The organism is Roseburia sp. OM03-7AC, assembly GCF_003462625.1.
Classification (GTDB): Bacteria; Bacillota; Clostridia; order Lachnospirales; family Lachnospiraceae; genus Roseburia_C; species Roseburia_C amylophila.
This window is the reverse complement of record NZ_QTZJ01000001.1, coordinates 183718-202974: the sequence shown is the minus strand read 5'-3', so window position 1 is coordinate 202974 and position 19257 is coordinate 183718. Positions and strand designations below refer to the sequence as shown.

At 41.6% G+C, this 19257-nt stretch carries 12 protein-coding genes; 2 read left to right on the top strand and 10 right to left on the bottom strand.

Annotated elements, in window-relative coordinates:
* Positions 1-37: 37 nt before the first annotated feature.
* The 3 genes from DXB39_RS00985 to DXB39_RS00975 form a co-directional block, all read right to left on the bottom strand.
* Complete coding sequence (locus DXB39_RS00985) at positions 38-220, bottom strand: hypothetical protein (RefSeq protein WP_117841205.1); 183 nt, start codon at positions 218-220, stop codon at positions 38-40.
* Between the two features lie 18 nt (positions 221-238).
* Entirely contained in the window at positions 239-3199 is a 2961-nt protein-coding gene (locus tag DXB39_RS14990; protein ID WP_243005992.1) for a hypothetical protein, read from the bottom strand.
* A 166-nt stretch (positions 3200-3365) separates the two neighbouring features.
* Complete coding sequence (locus DXB39_RS00975) at positions 3366-4550, bottom strand: AfsR/SARP family transcriptional regulator (protein ID WP_117698730.1); 1185 nt, start codon at positions 4548-4550, stop codon at positions 3366-3368.
* Positions 4551-4727: 177 nt separating this feature from the next.
* Here DXB39_RS00975 and DXB39_RS00970 point away from each other — a divergent pair, with 177 nt between their 5' ends.
* On the top strand, positions 4728-5600 hold the full coding sequence (locus DXB39_RS00970) for a PHP domain-containing protein (RefSeq protein WP_117841206.1): 873 nt from the start codon (positions 4728-4730) through the stop codon (positions 5598-5600).
* A gap of 318 nt (positions 5601-5918) precedes the next feature.
* Here the strand turns inward: DXB39_RS00970 and DXB39_RS00965 are convergent, their stop codons facing one another.
* From DXB39_RS00965 to pheA, 4 genes are read right to left on the bottom strand one after another with little or no spacing between them, the layout of a single operon-like run.
* Complete coding sequence (locus DXB39_RS00965; protein ID WP_117841207.1) at positions 5919-8114, bottom strand: RNA degradosome polyphosphate kinase; 2196 nt, start codon at positions 8112-8114, stop codon at positions 5919-5921.
* Between the two features lie 12 nt (positions 8115-8126).
* Positions 8127-9659 (bottom strand): Ppx/GppA phosphatase family protein, encoded by a 1533-nt coding sequence (locus DXB39_RS00960; RefSeq protein ID WP_117841208.1) that lies wholly within the window; start codon positions 9657-9659, stop codon positions 8127-8129.
* 30 nt (positions 9660-9689) lie between these two features.
* Complete coding sequence (locus DXB39_RS00955) at positions 9690-10985, bottom strand: ATP-binding protein (RefSeq protein WP_117698734.1); 1296 nt, start codon at positions 10983-10985, stop codon at positions 9690-9692.
* A 21-nt stretch (positions 10986-11006) separates the two neighbouring features.
* Entirely contained in the window at positions 11007-12137 is a 1131-nt protein-coding gene (gene pheA / locus DXB39_RS00950) for a prephenate dehydratase (RefSeq protein ID WP_022244094.1), read from the bottom strand.
* 191 nt (positions 12138-12328) lie between these two features.
* Between pheA and DXB39_RS00945 the strand changes: the two genes are divergently transcribed.
* On the top strand, positions 12329-13348 hold the full coding sequence (locus DXB39_RS00945) for a DUF5050 domain-containing protein (RefSeq protein ID WP_117841209.1): 1020 nt from the start codon (positions 12329-12331) through the stop codon (positions 13346-13348).
* Positions 13349-13485: 137 nt separating this feature from the next.
* Here DXB39_RS00945 and ilvA read toward each other — a convergent pair whose 3' ends face one another.
* Genes ilvA through smc form a run of 3 tightly spaced genes read right to left on the bottom strand, consistent with a single transcriptional unit; the run spans position 13486 to position 19252 of the window.
* A complete protein-coding gene (gene ilvA / locus DXB39_RS00940) occupies positions 13486-14697 on the bottom strand; it encodes a threonine ammonia-lyase (RefSeq protein ID WP_022244090.1) in 1212 nt (403 codons plus the stop codon).
* The gene (ftsY, locus tag DXB39_RS00935; RefSeq protein WP_117841210.1) at positions 14691-15686 is read right to left on the bottom strand and encodes a signal recognition particle-docking protein FtsY; all 996 of its coding nucleotides are present in this window, start codon (positions 15684-15686) and stop codon (positions 14691-14693) included. The genes ilvA and ftsY overlap by 7 nt, the downstream gene beginning before the upstream one ends.
* Before the next feature lie 5 nt (positions 15687-15691).
* Positions 15692-19252: a chromosome segregation protein SMC gene (gene smc, locus DXB39_RS00930; protein ID WP_117841211.1), complete on the bottom strand. Its 3561-nt coding sequence runs from the start codon at positions 19250-19252 to the stop codon at positions 15692-15694.
* Between the last annotated feature and the right edge of the window lie 5 nt (positions 19253-19257).

The window sequence follows — 19257 nt, the reverse complement described above, 5'->3', positions numbered from 1 at the left end:
TATCGTCCTGCCTGCAATACTTATTTATATTATTTTTTTAAGCTCTTGCTGCTTTGCTATCACGCTTTTTATTCTGGATAACCATACATGCTACTGCAGCTGCGGTAACAGCCAGTGCCAGAATTCCCATTGGAAGATCTTTCTCACAGTCTCTCAAGAAAAACAGCACTGCCATAGCAATTACATATATAACAGCAATGATTCCATCTACTATTTTCATACTTTCTGCCTCCTGCCTTTATGCATTTCTCTTCTGACGAAGTACTGCCCTTACTACATTATATCCTGCAAATACAATCGTAAGAATCATCATAATCCAATGGATGATACAGTTATCTTCTCCCGCCGGATTTGCTGCCAGAGGAACTGCTTCATCTTCTAATGCAGTTACTTCCTGTTTTGCATTATCGTCCGTTACATTCGCCAGCGGAACCTCTTCATCTTCTAATACCACCGGTTCTTCTGCATCCTGTGGCTGCTGTGCTGCCTGCTGCTGTCTGACTGGTGTCTGTGCCACCTGGGTCTGTGTAACCGGAGTCTGTGCTTGGATTACCGGTGTCTGTACGGCTGTCTCCGGCTGTGTATTGTTATCTGCCGGAGTTACCGCTGTTTCTGATGATGCTGGCTGGGCTGGATTTGCCGGCTGTGCCGGTTCCGTTGATTCTGCCGGCTGGGTTGGTTCGGTTGGCTCGGTCGGCTCAGTTGGCTCGGTCGGCTCAGTCGGTTCGGTTGGCTCAGTCGGTTCGGTTGGCTCAGTCGGCTCAGTTGGCTCAGTCGGCTGGGTTGGTTCGGTTGGTCCGGTCGGTCCAACTGGCTCGGTCGGCTCAGTTCCTTTCTCCTTTTCATCAAAAGAAGCATACACTACGGTACTATCATTTAAATCTGCAACATTTACTTTACTGCCATCTTCTAAAGTCCAGCCGGTAAATTCATAGGTTGTTGTCTCTGTCTCTGCCTTTACAGGATCTGTTACAGAAACTTCCGTTCCCTTTACTTCACGTACTTCCTGATATACATTTCCGTCTACCATAAAAGTAACGGTATAACTGTTATCAACAATTTCTCCATCAATATGCCAGGAATTCGGATTAATCATCCGGTACCATTCGATGCGGTAGAATCTTGCATCATCCCCTGCAATGCCGCTGTTCGCTGCATATGCATCTAAAACAGATGCAAGTGTTACCGGCATCTTTCCATCATAATTCTTTTCTGCATCAAAAGAGGCTGGTGCAGTAAAACCAGACATATCCGTTGTCACTTTCAGCTGATTTAAAGAAACTGCTGCTCTTCCTATATAGTCATAATTTGCTGTTGCATCACCAACTGTTCCTTCCGGACGGACAGTTCCTGCTTTCCGGATGTAGAACTCTGCCTTCTGTGTAAATGTATCTGCTACTTTTACATATACGTTATAACCCTCTGTATTGCGGAAAAGTTTTGTATATGTTGTCACTACACCTGCATTTTCATCCTCTAAGATGAATCCTTGGATTACGCTTTCCTCTGTGATTGCATAATCTGCTGCTTCTTCTAATACAGCCGGGTCTAAAATACAGTTTCCACTTAACAGCAGCAGTTTTCCATTTCCATATTTGGCATATACTTTTGCACGAATCTTACTGATTCCAAAGCTTACATTTACAGTTCCACTATAGTTACCGGTAAAGGTTACGGTTGCCAGAGCAGTTCCCTCTTCTACATTATCTTTGTAATTACCAACAATATAATCAGTTCCTGCTGTTAATACTTTTCCATTATAAGTTACGGTCACATCTTCTTCACTGAGTGTTACTGCTTTTCCGGTATAATATTTTTCCTTTGCAGCTGCAATCACGCTGTCATTTTCCACTTCTTTCGGAAGAATGGTATAGGTTGTATTTACCGTTCCTTTATAGTTACCGATTCCGGTAATTGCTGCTGATGCCTCTCCTGCATTTGGATTACTTCCACTGTATATTACAGTATAATCTTTTCCTTCTACTAATGTTTTGTCTCCATCCTTTACCACAACTGCAACTGTGTTTCCAGTATACTCAGTATCCTTTGCAGTTACCATTTCATTCGTCAACGTTTTCTGCCGGATAGTAAAGGTTGCTTCATTACTGTCTGCGGATTCAAATTTCTTTGCACTGGCTGTTGCAATTACCGTATAAGTTCCTGCATCCACCGGTGCTTTGCTTAATTTATTTCCTGCCTCATCAAAATAAGTATACGTGATGGAAATGCTTGGATTCTTCTCAATTCCCCAGCTGTATGCATTCGCATCACAGCTTAAGTTTTTCTCATCATTACTGCCATTATATTCAAAATCACTGGCTGTAAGATTTGCATACAATGCTTTTAAATAGGTTCTTACCGGTACAATAAATACAGTCTCTTTATAGTTCTCTGCTGCATTTCCTTCCGGCACAAATACTACATGATGGTCTACATCTTCAAAGATTGCAGTTCCAGTAGTATTAAACCACAGTGTCTCATCCGGGCTCTGCCACTCAAAATGGCCTTCCAGTTCCTGGTTCTCATCATTGACCGCTACTGCCATTCCGCCATTCAGATGGGACTCTCTCAGTTTTCCGGACATATGATTGATTGTTGCAGATGGTTTTTCCTTAATTACTGCCTCTGCCTTATTTACAGTTACCGTATAAGTCCTGCTTCCTGCCTCATATACATCTGTTGCCGGTGTTGTAACCGTATAAGTATAAGTTCCTGCATTTAAAATCTCTTTGTCACAGGTTCCAGCAATACCACTCTTTGGACCATCCTTTACAAAGTTCTTTGCATTCAGTGTCTGGACTTTTCCGTTATAAGTCAGATTTGAAATGCTCTCTTCAAATACCGGAGTTCTCTTACTGATTTTAATGGTATACTCTTCTGTCTCCCATTGAAGGAGCCAGTTCTTATATTTACACTTCAAAGTAACTGTTCCTGTCTTATCTGCAGTTACAGATACCTCTTTCTTATTTGTATTCTTTAATGTTACCTTATTTTTTCCACTGGTAACACTCCATTTGGTTTCGTAAGCAATCCATGCAGAACACTCGATTTTCTTCGTATCCTGCAGCTGCATCTTAATTGTATCATCCTTTTCGGCAGCTTTTACTGTCATCCCGGTTATTCCGGATAAGGACAATACCATCAATGCCGCCATTACAAAAGCTGTAATTCTTTTTCCCAACATTTTGGCTACTCTCATGTTTTTTCTCCTTTTATTCATTTTATCCATTTCCTGTTGATTTATGAATTGTATAACCAATCATAGCCTACTCTGTGTTATAAAAAGCGTTATATTTTTCTATTTTTTCTTTATTCTTCCGAATTGTACTTAAATCTTCCTGTTTGTATTGTATTTCTCCTCGTATCTACTCGTCTGTTCCATTCACCAATACTTTATGATATTTCACATATTTCTTTCCAGCCGTCCGTTCCATGTTGTCATTGATTCTTTCTATCACAAGTCCGCAATTTTCTTCTTCAATACCTATTAAAAGTATCAGATACTGGTTTGTGCTGTATCTGGTATACAGGTCACCGCTGCGCAGGGAGTTTTTCAATGCCTGCTCCAGTTCTGCCCGGATGTATTCGAAATGAACACCGCCTTCAGAAGCATACCCCTTCCCATCGGTAATGGTGCTCATAAGAAGCCACGCGCTCTTTCCCGTACGCTGCAAAACCCGTTTTGCAAAGCGGTAATTTTCAATGAAAACAGGATACGAACAGTAAAATGCTCCTTCCTCTCTCTCTTCTTCCAGCTTCTCCTGTATTGCCTGAATATGAGTGGCATCATCCTCCGTAACACAGCTGCTGATTCGTTTTAATTGTTCCAGCATAGACTTTGAAGGCTCACTGCCAAGCTCTGCCAGCAGCATTTCTTCTGTCTTATGATATAATGCCACCGCCTCTTTGGAACGCTTCATGGCAATCAATGCCTCCATCTGGTATACCTGCCAGTCATCCAGTGGATAAAGAACCGCTGCTTTTTCTGCTATCTCATATAATTTCTGATACTCCTGCTCATCCCGGTAAATTCCGCACAGTCTCTTTACACAGGACATATATAATTTCCGGTATTTCGTTGCCCAGAAAATTACCCATTCCGATGCTCCCAGTGCCGGCAAAAATTCTCCACGGTACAGCCTGACTGCTTCCTCTAATTCTGTTTTTCCAAAATCTTCCGCCTGTTTCAATGCATGCTCTGCCTTCTCTTCAAAAGAAATGCAATCACAACGATACGGAATTTCCGGTGTCCAGTAATAAACTCCCTTTCGGCTTATAATATAATCGCTCTCCGGCAGTCCCTGCTCCTTAAGCAGTTTCCGCACCCGGAAAAGAATTGCCCGGAAACTGTTGGATGGGTTTGCGACCTCCTCATTTTCCCATAGTCTTCCCACCAGTTCTTCCCTTGTTACCCCTTCTGTACCCGCATGCAGAATAATCTGAAGCAGCCGGTTCGTCTTTGTCGTTGATTTCCGGTCTATGATAAAGGAATGATTTCCATATTGCATTCGAAATGTTCCAAGCATACTTACTTCTAAAATTTTTTTCATGCTTCCTGCCCCCCTGCAGATTATTTTTCCTAATTGCAGTATAAAGGACTTTGTTTTTATACGCAAAAGATTTTTCTCATTTCTTCCGGATTGTCAAAACGAAAGATTACTCTTATAATCATATTCATAAATAATTCTAAAAAATAATTGTTTCGAGCTGTTAGAAAGGATTATACCATGGAAACAGGATTTATTGATTTACATGTACATTCAACCTGCTCTGACGGAACTTTTACTCCATCTGAGCTGGTTCATGAAGCCAGACGTCATTCGATATATGCCTTTGCCCTTACTGACCACGACTGTATCGATGGTATTAGAGAAGCACAGGAAGAAACCTTGCGGCTTAACTCCCCGGATGCACCGGAAGTCATTGCCGGTGTTGAACTCTCCTGTGAACTGGATGATCGTGAAATCCATATGGTCGGGCTATATATTAACCCGGACGATAAAGTATTTAATGATAAATTAAATGCATTCCGTTCTTCCCGCACAGACCGCAACCGCCTGATGGTTGATAAACTGCAGCAGGAGGCACACTTTGCCATTGATTATGACAGTCTTATCAGAGAATTTCCGGATGCAGTCATTACAAGGGCACATATTGCAAGATACCTTGTAAATCATGGTCTTGCCAAAGATATGAATGCAGTATTCAGTAAATATATCGGGGATGACTGTCCTTATTATGTAGACCGTCCTAAAATCACTCCGCAGGAAGGTATTTCCCTGATTCATCATGCCGGTGGTCTTGCCATTTTAGCCCATCCGGTACTCTATCGCATGAATGCAGACCGATTGGACGCTCTGGTTCAGACACTGGTAGAAGAAAGCCATTTAGATGGTATTGAAGCCGTCTATTCCAGCTACCAGCTTGGTGACGAACAGAACATCAAGAAGCTTGCACAAAAATATCATCTGCTTATTTCTGGTGGCTCTGACTTCCACGGAAGTAACAAACCTTATATTTCCATGGGAAACGGAACGAGACATATGCCGATTCCTTATTATATTTTATCGGATATTAAAAATGCGCTGCATTGCAGATAGCTTACTACTCATGTACACCAAGAGGGACTGTCATTTTACAATTTCTGTAAAACAACAGTCCCTCTTTATAGATACTTTCTATTTTTTGTCTTTCACCTCGTCTAATGCATTTCGAAAGATTCGTTCAAATTCATTTTCGGAACATTTTTTCCGGCTGGATTCATCCGAATACCCTCTATTCTGCTGTCTTTCCTGCTCATGAACGAGCAAAACAACCGGAACCTTAAAATAACCGTCATATCCGTATGCGACAATCCCCTCCCTGGAGCTTTATTTCAATGGTTTCATATTATATATCGGCAAAAGTGTCTGATTTCTTTAGTCCTCTACCGGTTCTGCCGGAATAAAAATACGGTCTTTTACCACATCTGCAGGCTTTGGTGCTGCTTCTTCTGCTTCCCTGCAGAACTGCAGCTGTGAATTCACCAGTACCTTTCCACGTTTGTCAACCTTTTCATAGGTGCCATCCTTCTGAAGGAGATGTGCTTTCGTATTATCTGCCAGTTCCACATCCAGAATATGCATTACTTTATGCTTTAACTCTTCATTTTCTACAGGGAAAATAATCTCTACACGGCGGTCTAAGTTACGCGGCATCCAGTCAGCACTTCCCATGTAAATTTCTTCCTGTCCATCATTATAGAAATAGAAAATTCTGCTGTGCTCCAAGAAATTTCCTACAATGGAACGCACTCTGATATTTTCACTGATCTTTGGAATGCCTACCTTCAGGCAGCAGATTCCACGTACCACCAGATCAATCTGCACTCCCGCTGCTGATGCTTCATACAAAGCTGCAATAATATCACGGTCACAAAGAGAATTCATCTTGGCAACAATTTTGGCTGTCTTTCCCGCCCTGGCGTATTTTGTTTCACGCTCAATTAATTTCAAGAAACGCTTCCGCAGCCAGATTGGTGCTACCACCAGCCGGTTCCAGGACAGCGGTTCAGAATAACCGGATAACATATTAAATACTGCTGTTGCATCTTCTCCGATTGCTTCCGAACAGGTAAAGATACCACAGTCTGTGTACAGCTTTGCAGTGGAATCGTTATAGTTTCCGGTTCCAAGATGTACATAACGGCAGATGCCTTCTTCTTCTCTTCTTACGACCAGTGCAATCTTGCTGTGGGTCTTTAAGCCCACCAGACCATAGATGACATGGCAGCCTGCTTTCTCTAATTTTTTTGCCCAGACAATATTATTTTCCTCATCGAAACGGGCTTTTAATTCTACCAGAACAGATACCTGTTTGCCATTTTCTGCTGCCTGCGCCAGCGATGCAATGATTGGCGAATTGCCGCTGACACGGTAAAGTGTCTGTTTGATTGCCAGTACATCCGGATCTTTGGCTGCCTGACGGATAAATTCGACTACCGGATCAAAGGTCTGGTATGGATGATGCAGTAAAATATCACCTTTTTTAATCGCATCAAAGATACTCTCTCCCTGCTGGATCTGCGGCACCGGCTGTGGCGTATATGGTTTGTAACGTAAATCATCACAGCCTTCCAGTCCATACATCTTCATCAGGTAAGTCAAATCAATCGGTCCATTGATTTTAAAGATATCATCCTCTGACTCTACCCGAAGTTCATCCTTTAAAAATGCCAGCAGACGCTTATCAATGCCATATTCCACTTCCAGCCGGATAACTTCGCCCCACTGCCGTTTCTTTAGGGATTTTTCAATTTCTTTCAGTAAATCCTCTGCTTCGTCCTCATCAAAGGAAAGGTCCGCATTACGCATAATACGATACGGATAAGCACAGACCACTTTATGGCCTAAGAACAATTTGGAAATATTCTTCTCAATAATCTGCTCCAACAGGATAAAGGATTTCTCGCCTTCCTTTACGGATGGAATTGGAATCAGCCTTGGTAATACAGATGGCACCTGAACGGTTGCATATTCATAGATGGTTCCGCCCTTCTTCCCCTCTGCCTTAAGCTTCTTCTCTTCTTCTTTGCCAAGGAGGTCATCCTTCTTCGGATTTTCTTCCAGTAAAGCTACAATGTTTAATGTCTTATTGCGAATCAACGGAAATGGTCTGGATGCATCCACTGCCATCGGTGTCAGTACCGGATATATATTTTCTTCAAAATAACGGTCTACATATTCTGCCTGAAAATTTTCCAAATCTTCATAGGCATCTACAATATAGATTCCTCTTGCATTCAATAGCGGAATCAGGGAACGGTTATAAGTAGAATACTGCAGTTCTACCAATTCCCTGGTATCATGATTAATGGCTGCTAACTGTTCAGACGCTGTCATACCGGCAATATCTGTTTTCTTATAGCCCGCATGTACCATATCCTTTAAAGAAGCCACACGTACCATGAAAAATTCGTCCAGATTTGAAGAAGTAATGCTGACAAATTTTAACCGCTCCAGCAGCGGAATGGATTTGTCTCTTGCTTCATTCAATACTCTGCCATTAAATTTAATCCAGCTCAACTCACGGTTTTCATAATATTCCGGATTCGTATATTCTTTTAATTTTTCCATTCGCATACTCTCCTAACTATAGACCTTTTTCACTTTAATCACCGGTTTCATACTGAATACTTCTTCAAAGAAGGACGCCTTGGACTCAAACAGTCCCTTTTCCAAGGTCACATCATCTTCCGTCTCTATGGTAATAATCAGATTTCTTCCGGAAACAGATGTCTTTACATTCTTAAATTTCTGCTTGTGGCTTCTATCCATGGCATTTGCCACCTTAAGGATAGCTGCAAGCTTGGCTACGGTAAGATAACTGTCATGATCCATCTTATCTGCCAGTCTGTCATAGCTGTCTATCGGTAGTGTATTATAAAGTACCGTAGACGCCACAATTTCACGCTCCAGATGAGTCAATCCAATAATTTCTGAAGAAATAATAATGTCATAGGAGCACTGCGGTCCATTAACCAGACTGACAAATTTACCACAGTCATGGAGAATGGCTGCTGTCCTTAGCATCAGCCGCTCTCTGTTTCCCAATCCATGAATCTTCTTCATGGCATCAAATATCCGGACTGCCATCTGCTCTAATGCTTCAAGATGTGGCTGATAGCCGAAATATCTTTTGGACATACATTCCGCCGCAGATATTACATCTTCTTCGAAATCATGTGTTGCTTTCACCATATTATGCCGCTGTGCATAATCATATGCTATACCATCATTTACATTCACACCCGGAACAACAACATTCTGCGCATTTAATGCAGCAACTAACTGACGATAGATAACCAGTGCCGGAATCAGCAATGCATCACTCTCGTTGGTGATTCCTAATTCTCTTGCAATCTGTCCTGTATTCTTGGCTCTCAGCTTCTCCGTATAACGATAGAACTTGTCCGCATCTACCATACATTTGCCATTTTCTTTACTGATTTTCGGCATAAATGCAGAGATATAATCTCCCATAAAAATAACATAACGGATGCCATCCTTTGGCAGATAAAGAGCTTTAAAGACCTCTAATTCCTTATCTACGACTTCCTGTATCTGCTGCTCATAATTACCGCTGCTTTGCATGCCAAGGTCAAAGAGTTTCTCCTGTACACGCATAATTCCAATCAGAAGATGCTGCGTGGTAACTACCTTTCCTTTTACAAAAAGTGTTATCTGCATACTGCCACCACCTACATCAACTACTGCTGCATTCTGACTGGTCATATCCTCAAAATTCTTCTGGGATGCCACCGTCTTATAACTGATAAAACGATGTTCCGAATTGCTCAGCACTTTCACATTAAGTCCGGTTCGAATCCGTATCTGGTCTAAAATAAATGCTTCGTTCTGTGCATCCCGGATGACAAGACCTGAATATGCTTCATACTCATCCGTCCGATACATCTCCATAATCCCCACGAATTCTTTCAGCACCTGACACAATTCATCCGCTGTTTCATATCCAACATATCCCTGGGAATAAACATCCCTTCCCAATTCTATTCTATGGCGGACATGGTCAATTTCCCGGATTCCTCTCTTAATGGAAAGCTCAAACACTTTCATGCTGATTTCATAAGACCCGATATAAATTGCTGCAAAAGTCTTCATCCGTGCTCCTCCTCCTGTGTAAATCTTCTGTTACACTTCCTGTCCTAACATATAATTGATAAACTGCTGTGCGGTTCTTCCGGAAAGTCCACCATGACTTAACTCCCATTTGTTGGCTTCTGCTAAAAGCTCTTCTGCCGGAAGATGTACTCCCTGCTTTTCTGCCAGTTCTACTACAATCTGCTGGAATTCTTTCTTGGTCGGTGCTCCAAAGTAAATAGATACACCAAAACGATATACCAGCGAAAGTTTTTCCTGTACGGTGTCAGAAGTATGCATATCCTCACGCACTTCCTCTTTATCTGAAAAGTTCTCACGAATCAGATGTCTGCGGTTTGAGGTTGCATAAATCAGCACATTGTCCGGTTTCTTCTCCAGCCCACCTTCAATTACAGCTTTCAAATATTTGTATTCAATTTCAAATTCCTCAAAAGATAAATCATCCATATATATAATAAATTTATAATTACGGTTCTTTATCATGGAAATAACCGTGTTCAAATCTTTAAACTGATGCTTATAAACTTCAATCAGGCGAAGTCCCTGCTCATAATACTGATTGGCAATTGCCTTTATGCTGGTTGATTTACCGGTACCTGCATCACCAAACAACAGACAGTTATTGGCACTCTTTCCCTTTACAAAAGCTTCTGTATTATCCACCAGCTTCTTCTTGGCAATTTCATAGCCTACCAGGTCATCGAGTTTCACATGAGCGATTCTGGTAATCGGTGCCAGTTCTACAACACCATTGGTATTCTGGATACGGAATGCCTTATGTAAGCCTAGATTTCCCACACCAAATCTTGCATAGAATCCGGTTACGCTGTCCTGAAATGCATTGGTATCCTTTGCTCCTGCCAGTTCTACAGCCAGTTCACAGATGCAGTCACGGATACGTTTGTTAAATACGCTTCCATTATCATCCGGTCCCTTGAAATTCTGAAGCACATCCATATCATCAATTTCCAGAGTCTTTGCCACTTCATTTAAGTTATAATCAAACATTTCTTTTAAAATAGCAAAATCATGGGCTGCAATCGCATTGATACTTCCGTTTACTGCTCCTTTCATTTCGCAGGCGGTACTGTAGGCATTTTCATTATTTACCATAATAAACGCAAGAAAACAGTGCCACAGATTTCCTTCAAAACCGTGGCTCACTGCCAGTTCAATCAGTTGGTTCAAACATCTATAATACAATTCTACTATATCAGACCGATTGTAAAATTCACTATCATAGTTTTCCAAAATCCATGTAAAATTATAAAATAATTCTCCATTTTCAAAGTTCTTATATAAAATTAATTCTCCTGAATGTTTCATCTTAATGTCTTACCTGTCTTTCTAATAATTTCCAAGAATTTTAAAGTTTTCAGCTTCTTCTTTGATTCCATGCAATGCATTCTTTACTGCACTCTCATTTAAATTTCCTTCAAAGTCAATAAAGAAACGATATTCCCAGTTCCGCTCTCCTAATGGTCTTGATTCTATCTTATTCATGTTCAAATCATTAAAAATAAAATGGGATAACATATGATAAAGAGATCCACTTTCATGCGGAATTTCAAAGCAGATACTGATTTTTCCGGCATTCTTTAAGAATATCTTACGGCCGGTTACAATGACAAACTTTGTACAGTTATTGCTGTTATCCTGGATATGCTCGTCCAATATATCAAGCCTGTAAATATCGGCAGTAAGACGGCTGGCAATGGCTGCCTGTCTTAGGAGACCATCTTCTTTTACTTTTTTTGCTGCCATGGCAGTATTCTTAAAGCTGTGTTTTTCCCAGTTCCGATGCTCGTCCAAATATCTGCCACACTGCATCAGTGCCTGCGGATGGGAATATACCTGTTCAATATCAGATAGCTTTGAGCCTTTCGTTCCGAGCAGGCAGTGGTCTATTGGAATAATCTGTTCTCCCACAATACAATTATCATATTCTACCAGCAAATCATAATTTTCTGACACAATTCCGGCAGAAGAATTCTCAATCGGAAGCACTGCATAATCTGCTTCTCCTTTTGCGATTGCTTCCATGGCATCCCGCCAGGTCTGCACATGATAACTATTTGTGGTATCATGGAAAAACTGCTGCATTGCCATCTGGCTGTATGCGCCCTCTTCTCCCTGATATACGATTCTTATATTTTTATCCGGAAGTGCCGCTACCTCTTCAAATGGTATCGGCTCCATAATGCCTTTTTCTGCCAGCTTCTGATACTGCCGTTTTCTGCTCATGCTCATCAGATGTTCAAAAAGTTCTCTTGTTCCACGCTTTAAAAACGGGTCATCTACCATGGAAGTTACCTTTTCTAACTTCTCTTCTTCCCTTGCCTTATCAAAGACTTTTTTCCCGGTAGAAAGCTTATAATCTGCCACCTGTTCGGTCAGTGCCATACGTTTTTCATACAGTGACACCAGCTCTTTGTCCACGCTGTCAATTTCTGCTCTTATCTCTTTTAAATCTTTCATTGTTATCTTTCACCTTATTATTTTTTTCTATCATATACCATTCCCATTTCGGTTGCAAGTTTCCCGAAAGAAAGTTATAATTTTTATCGTAAGAATTGTGGAATTTGGAAATGTTATAGGAAAGTTCTTTCCTGTCATATTTCCAAATTTCACAATCGTCTGATTACATATAACATCAAAGGAGGATTCTTATGAAAAACAAACGAAAAAAACAGCTCTTTATCACGATTGCAATTATTCTTATTCTGATTACAGTGTTTTGTCTGATTCATTTTCTTAACCGCACAAAAATGAATTCCGGTTATGTCAATGGAAATTCTGCCGGTAATCTTTATAACGGTGGACTTTTCTGTGAAAGCAACGGCACTGTTTTCTTCAGTAATCCTTCCGACAACCACCGACTCTATTCCATGAATCCTGATGGTTCTGATATGAAGAAGCTTTCCGATGATACCGTCTCTTATATCAATGCAGATGATCACTATGTTTACTATGTCCGAAACAACAAGAGTGAGGATACTAATTTCTCTTTTCTGAATTTTGGAACTAACAGCTTATGCCGTATCAACCGTGATGGAGGCAGGGTTACCATTTTAGATGACGACCCAAGTCTTTATGCCGGACTGTACGGAAATTATATTTACTATATCCACTATGACAAAGAAACGGCTTCTACCCTGTATCGGATAAAAATCGACGGAACAAAAAAAGAACAGGTTTCTAAGTTTCCTTATAAGACCTGCTCCTCTAATGGACAGTATATGTACTTTAATGGCGAAAACGATTCCCACTCTCTCCTGCAGCTTGATACTGCTGACAACTCTGTTGCTACACTCTATAGCTGCACCTGTTATGAACCGACTGTAATTAATGACACGGCTTATTACATGGATGGAGACAACGATTATGGACTAAGCACTTATTCCTTAAGCAGCGGTACTGCCAACCTTATCATTCCATCCAGAATTGACTGCTACAACGTCACCGGGGATTATATCTATTATCAGAAAAATGGCGAGGGTGCCGGTATCTACCGCTGTCTCACCGACGGAAGCAATGAGGAATTACTGATATCCGGTAATTATACCGCATTACATACCACCTCACAGTACCTTTACTTCTATGAATACGGCAATGACTCTGTCTGTTATCAGATGCCACTTAGCGGAACCGGAAATGATATCGGTGTATTTACGCCGGAGAAATTATAATCTACCATTCCAAAAGCCGCATCAGAGCTGAAGTTTTTCTTCCTCTCCAATGCGGCTTTTTCTATTTTATTACAAACTATACTTTTTTCTTCTGTCTGCAAAGAAATTGAAAAATATCCTTTTCCAATAAACGTCCCTTACAGGCTGGTACGAACCTGTTTTGGTTTATAGCCTTCTTTTTCCAAAGCATTGATAATCTGCTGTTTATGCTCCGGTCCAAAGCACTCTAATGTAATGCGAAGTTCAACTGCCGCGGTACGGTTGGTTGTTACAAACTGGTTATGCTCCAGCTTGATAACATTTCCCTGCTCTCTTGCGATGATTCCGGACACTTTACAAAGCTCACCCGGCTTATCCGGAAGCAGTACAGATACAGTAAAGATTCTGTCACGGAAAATAAGTCCCTGCTGAACAACGGAAGACATGGTAATGACATCCATGTTTCCACCGCTCAGGATGGATACGACCCGTTTGTCTTTCACATTCAGATGCTTTAATGCGGCAACGGTAAGTAAACCGGAGTTCTCTACCACCATCTTATGGTTTTCTACCATATCAAGGAAAGATACGACCAGCTCATCATCACTTACGGTGATGATATCGTCTAAGTTCTTCTGAATATATGGGAAGATTTTTTCTCCCGGAGTCTTTACTGCGGTACCATCTGCAATGGTATTTACTGCCGGAAGTGTTGTAACCTTACCCTCCTTAAAGGAAGCCTGCATACAATTTGCTCCAGCCGGTTCTACACCAATCACTTTAATCTTTGGATTCAGTAATTTGGCAAGAGTGGAAACACCGGTTGCCAGTCCGCCTCCTCCGATTGGAACTAAAATATACTCAACCAGCGGAAGTTCTTTAAAGATTTCCATGGCAATGGTTCCCTGACCGGTTGCAACCGTCAAATCATCAAAAGGATGGATAAAGGTATATCCATGCTTCTCAGCCAGTTCATAAGCATGTGCACATGCTTCATCATAAACATCTCCATAAAGTACTACATCAGCACCATAGCTCTTGGTACGGTTTACTTTAATCAGTGGTGTTGTGGTTGGCATAACGATGGTTGCTTTACAGCCATAGCATTTTGCTGCATAGGCAACACCCTGGGCATGGTTTCCTGCGGAAGCGGTAATCAGTCCCCTCTCTCTTTCTTCTTCGGATAAAGTGCTGATTTTATAATAGGCACCACGTACCTTATATGCTCCGGTAAACTGCATATTTTCTGGTTTCAGATATACTTTGTTACCGGTCTGCTCACTCAAATAATTGCTGTAAATTAATTTGGTCTCCAAAGTTACTTCTTTTACTTTTTCACTTGCTTCTTCAAATTTATCTAATGTTAACATTCTGTCTCTCCTTCTTCTCCCGAATCTTCCTTTACATCAAACAATGCATTTACAAACTGCCCGGAATCAAATTTCTGTAAATCATCTATGGTTTCACCGACACCGATATATTTTACAGGGATGCCAAGTTCTGACTGAATGGCAACTGCGATACCACCTTTTGCGGTTCCGTCCATTTTCGTTAAAATAATTCCGGTAATGTCTGCCACCTCTGCAAACTGTCTTGCCTGTGCCAGTGCATTTTGTCCGGTTGTAGCATCCAATACTACCAAGGTCTCGCGGTATGCATCGGAATACTCTTTTTCCAGAATACGGTTGATTTTGCGAAGCTCTTCCATCAGGTTTTTCTTGTTATGAAGCCGTCCGGCAGTATCGCACAAAAGGACATCTGCCTTTCTTGCTTTTGCAGCTGCTACTGCATCGTATACCACAGAGCCCGGGTCAGCACCCTCCTGGCCGCCAATCATGTCTACTCCGGCACGGTTCGCCCATTCCTTTAACTGGTCTCCTGCCGCTGCACGGAAGGTATCTGCCGCAGCTAAAACCACGCGTTTACCCTGACTCTTTAATTTACCTGCCAGCTTGCCAACAGAGGTTGTCTTTCCGACTCCGTTTACACCAATGACTAAAACGACAGATTTTTCTTCCTCGAAGCGGTATGCAGTCTCGCCTACATCCATCTGCTCTTTGATACTCTGAATCAGAAGCTCTTTACAGTCTGCCGGCTCTTTGATTTTTTCTTCTTTGACACGTTCCTTTAACTTGTCCAAAATTGCCTCTGTGGCATGTACACCAAGGTCTCCCATAATCAGAATCTCTTCGATTTCTTCATAGAAATCATCATCAATATGTGAAAATCCATGAAATACAGAATCAATACCGGATACAATGTTATCTCTTGTCTTGGTTAATCCTGATACAAGGCGGGCAAAAAAGCCTTTTTTCTCTTTCTTTTCTTCTTCCATCTTGTCACTTCTTTCTCTGTTCATTTCTCTTATTTATCTAAATCTTCTTCAATCAGATTTACACTTACCAGTGTGGATACACCCTTCTCCTGCATGGTAATTCCGTACAGGCGGTCGGCTGCTGCCATGGTTCCTCTTCGGTGCGTAATGATAATAAACTGCGTATTCTTCGTTAATTTATGCAGATATTTTGCAAAACGTCCTACGTTAGAATCATCTAACGCTGCCTCAATCTCGTCTAAAAGACAGAATGGGGATGGCTTTAAGTTCTGAATTGCAAATAACAGTGCAATGGCTGTCAACGATTTCTCTCCACCGGACAACTGCATCATGTTCTGCAGCTTCTTTCCAGGTGGCTGCGCAATAATACGGATGCCGCACTCTAAGATGTCCTCATCCTCGACTAACTCTAAGGTTCCTTTACCACCACCAAAGAGATCCTTAAATGCCTTGTCAAATTCATGCTGGATTTCCGCAAACTTCTCGGTAAACTGCTTGCGCATTCCGGTATCCAGATCTTCAATGATACCCACCAGCGTCTGCTCTGCTTCTACTAAATCATCATGCTGCGTCTTTAAAAACGTATAACGTTCACTGATTTCTTTATATTCTTCAATGGCATTGACATTGACATCACCCAATTTTCGGATATCATCCTTGATACCGTAAATCTGTTTCTTAAGTTCCGGCAAATCCTGATATTCTTCATTGCGAAGCAGCAATGCGTTATGCGGAGTCAGCTCATATTCCTCCCACATATAATTGGTCTGGTATTCACCTGCCTCTTCTAACTTCTCTCTCTGGCTGTTCAGTCGGAAAATCTCTTTGTCAAGATTTGCAATCCGCTTGGAAATCTCTTCTCTTCGTTCAAAGAATCCCTTATACTCTGCTGACATCTGTTCTTTTGCAACAATGCTCTCAGAAAGCTTCTGATTCAATGCCGCATAATTCTCATCGGATGCAAGAATGGTCTTTCGGATGGCTTCAATGTCTGCCTCATGACGTTTTGCATCTTCTTTGGATTCTGCTGACTGATTCTTCAAAGACTCCTGATTCTTGTATACACGCTCTAACTCTTCTTCCACACGTTCTAAGTTTTCCTGTATGAATTCCTGTTTCTGTGTGAATCCGGCTTCCTCTAACTGCACCTTGGAAACAGCTTCAGTTGCAGCCTCTTCCAGTTTCATCTGTTCTTCTAAAATTACCTGGAACTGCTCTGCCTGGGCTTTGATTTCTTCTTCCCGTACTTCTGCTTCTTTGATTTCCTCTTCCGTACGTTCCTTGCCCTTCTTAATATCCGTCAACTGTTCTTCAATATCCTGGCTCTCATTCTTTAAGCCTTCAAATACGCTCTCGCTTTCATTCTTCTGCTGCAAGGTACGGTCTACATTCATCCTGGCTGTATTCTGCTGTAAATACTGTTCCTGTAAATCAGTCCGTACCTTTTCCATATCCTGCATGGCAAGTTCCTGTGCAGTGCGGATTTCTTCGCTCCGCTCCTTGCAGGATGCAATGGTTTTCTTCAGTTCTTCCAGTCTCTTCGTCAAATCGTCAATTTCGCGTTTTCTTCCCAGAAGATTACCGGTATTCTTAAAGGCACCACCGGCAATGGAACCACCCGGGCTTAAATACTCACCCTCCAAGGTTACCATATGTAAAGAATAATGGCTCTTCTTCGCCAGTGCCAACGCATGGTCAATGGTGTCCATAACAAAGACTCTTCCAAGAAGATAGGACATTACACCGTCAAATTTTGCATCATGTTTTACCAGCGTATCTGCCTTTCCGATTACGCCTTCTTCTTTTAAGAATACATCCTGCTTGCTGTTATCCTTACCGGTAACACTGGTCAACGGCAGGAATGTGGCACGTCCCAGACGATTCTGTTTCAGATAAGCAATCATTTTCTTTGCTGTCTGCTCGTCTTTCGTAACAATGTTCTGGATGTTTCCACTGAGTGCAACTTCAATGGCTGTCTCATACTTCTTGTCCACCTGAATAAGGTCTGCCACAACGCCGAGGATTCCGCCTTCCCTATCCTTCTGCTCCATTACCTTACGGATACTGTTTCCATAGCCTTCATAACGCTCTGCAATATTTTTTAAGGTCTCAAGACGGGATTCTCCCTTATTATAATCAATAGTTGCTTTTTCTAAGGCACTCCGGTTCTCTGCTGTTTTCTTACGCCAGCTTTGAATTAAGTCTGCGGTCTCTTTTTCTTTTGCCTTTAATGCTTCAATCTCACGACTTACTTCTGCTAATTTGTCCTGATATTCTGACAATACACTCTGCAAATCTGCTTCTTCGCTTTTACGCTTTAAGAGACGCTGATTCAACTGGGCTTTGCGGATATTTACCTGCTCTGCCATGGTATCGAATTTCTGTAATTTTGCTTTTGTGGAAGCTTTATTATTCAGAATCTCAATAATCTCATTCTTGCCTTCTTCGATGCCCTGTGTACAGCGGGCAATTTCCTTCTGAATCTTTTCTAACTCATCAGAAGCTGCCTGCTTGCGTGCTTCAATCTCTGCTACCTGGCTGTCAATTTCCTGCTTCTGTGCAAGATAATGCTCCTGCTGTTCTTTTCTTTCTTTCCGGTCACTTTCTAACTGTTCCAAACGTGCTTTTAAGCTGTCATCTGTCATCTGTGCAGCCTTAATCTGCTCATTTAATACATTAATCTGACCTTCCAGTTTTCCCTTCATGACATTGGTATTGCTGAGTTCTTCGCGGATTTCTGTGATTTTCGCATCCATTTCTTCCATGTCCTGCTCTTTTTTCTCATACTCCGCTTTGATATTCTCGTATGCCTCGTTGTCTTCTTTTAACTGGGTATCTGCAATTTTAAACTTTTCTTCTACTTCTTTGGTCTGGGTCTCAATCCGCTCCATCTCTAAAAGGAACATGTTAACATCCAAGGTCTTTAACTCTTCCTTTTTCTTAAGATAGATTCTTGCGGTCTCTGACTGTTTCTCCAACGGTCCTACCTGACGCTCCAACTCTGTCAAAATGTCATTGACACGTACCAGGTTCTCCCGCTCACTTTCTAATTTCTTCTGGGCGGTTACTTTTCTTCTCTTATATTTTACAATTCCTGCCGCTTCATCGAAAAGTTCTCTTCTTTCCTCCGGCTTACCGCTTAAGATTCGCTCAATCTGACCCTGTCCGATAATAGAATAACCTTCTTTACCGATACCGGTATCATAAAAAAGCTCGCTTACATCCTTCAGACGGCATGGATTGCCATTGATAAGATATTCACTTTCTCCGGAACGGTATACTCTTCGGGCTACCGTTACTTCTGAATAATCTACCGCAAGCTGATGGTCTGCATTGTCTAATGTAATCGCAACATATGCATAACTTAATGGCTTACGATTCTCTGTTCCCGCAAAAATAACATCCTGCATACTTGCGCCACGAAGCTGCTTGGCACTCTGTTCTCCCAATACCCAGCGCACTGCGTCCGCAACATTACTTTTTCCACTACCGTTTGGCCCCACAATGCCTGTGATTCCGTTGTGAAAATCAAATACAATTTTATTTGCAAATGATTTAAAACCGTGAATTTCAATACTTTTGAGATACATAACTT

Coding starts and splice junctions, on each gene's coding strand:
- DXB39_RS00985 (WP_117841205.1), bottom strand. CDS start 220: ATGAAAATAGTAGATGGAATCATTGCTGTTATATATGTAATTGCTATG.
- DXB39_RS14990 (WP_243005992.1), bottom strand. CDS start 3,199: ATGAGAGTAGCCAAAATGTTGGGAAAAAGAATTACAGCTTTTGTAATG.
- DXB39_RS00975 (WP_117698730.1), bottom strand. CDS start 4,550: ATGAAAAAAATTTTAGAAGTAAGTATGCTTGGAACATTTCGAATGCAA.
- DXB39_RS00970 (WP_117841206.1), top strand. CDS start 4,728: ATGGAAACAGGATTTATTGATTTACATGTACATTCAACCTGCTCTGAC.
- DXB39_RS00965 (WP_117841207.1), bottom strand. CDS start 8,114: ATGGAAAAATTAAAAGAATATACGAATCCGGAATATTATGAAAACCGT.
- DXB39_RS00960 (WP_117841208.1), bottom strand. CDS start 9,659: ATGAAGACTTTTGCAGCAATTTATATCGGGTCTTATGAAATCAGCATG.
- DXB39_RS00955 (WP_117698734.1), bottom strand. CDS start 10,985: ATGAAACATTCAGGAGAATTAATTTTATATAAGAACTTTGAAAATGGA.
- pheA (WP_022244094.1), bottom strand. CDS start 12,137: ATGAAAGATTTAAAAGAGATAAGAGCAGAAATTGACAGCGTGGACAAA.
- DXB39_RS00945 (WP_117841209.1), top strand. CDS start 12,329: ATGAAAAACAAACGAAAAAAACAGCTCTTTATCACGATTGCAATTATT.
- ilvA (WP_022244090.1), bottom strand. CDS start 14,697: ATGTTAACATTAGATAAATTTGAAGAAGCAAGTGAAAAAGTAAAAGAA.
- ftsY (WP_117841210.1), bottom strand. CDS start 15,686: ATGAACAGAGAAAGAAGTGACAAGATGGAAGAAGAAAAGAAAGAGAAA.
- smc (WP_117841211.1), bottom strand. CDS start 19,252: ATGTATCTCAAAAGTATTGAAATTCACGGTTTTAAATCATTTGCAAAT.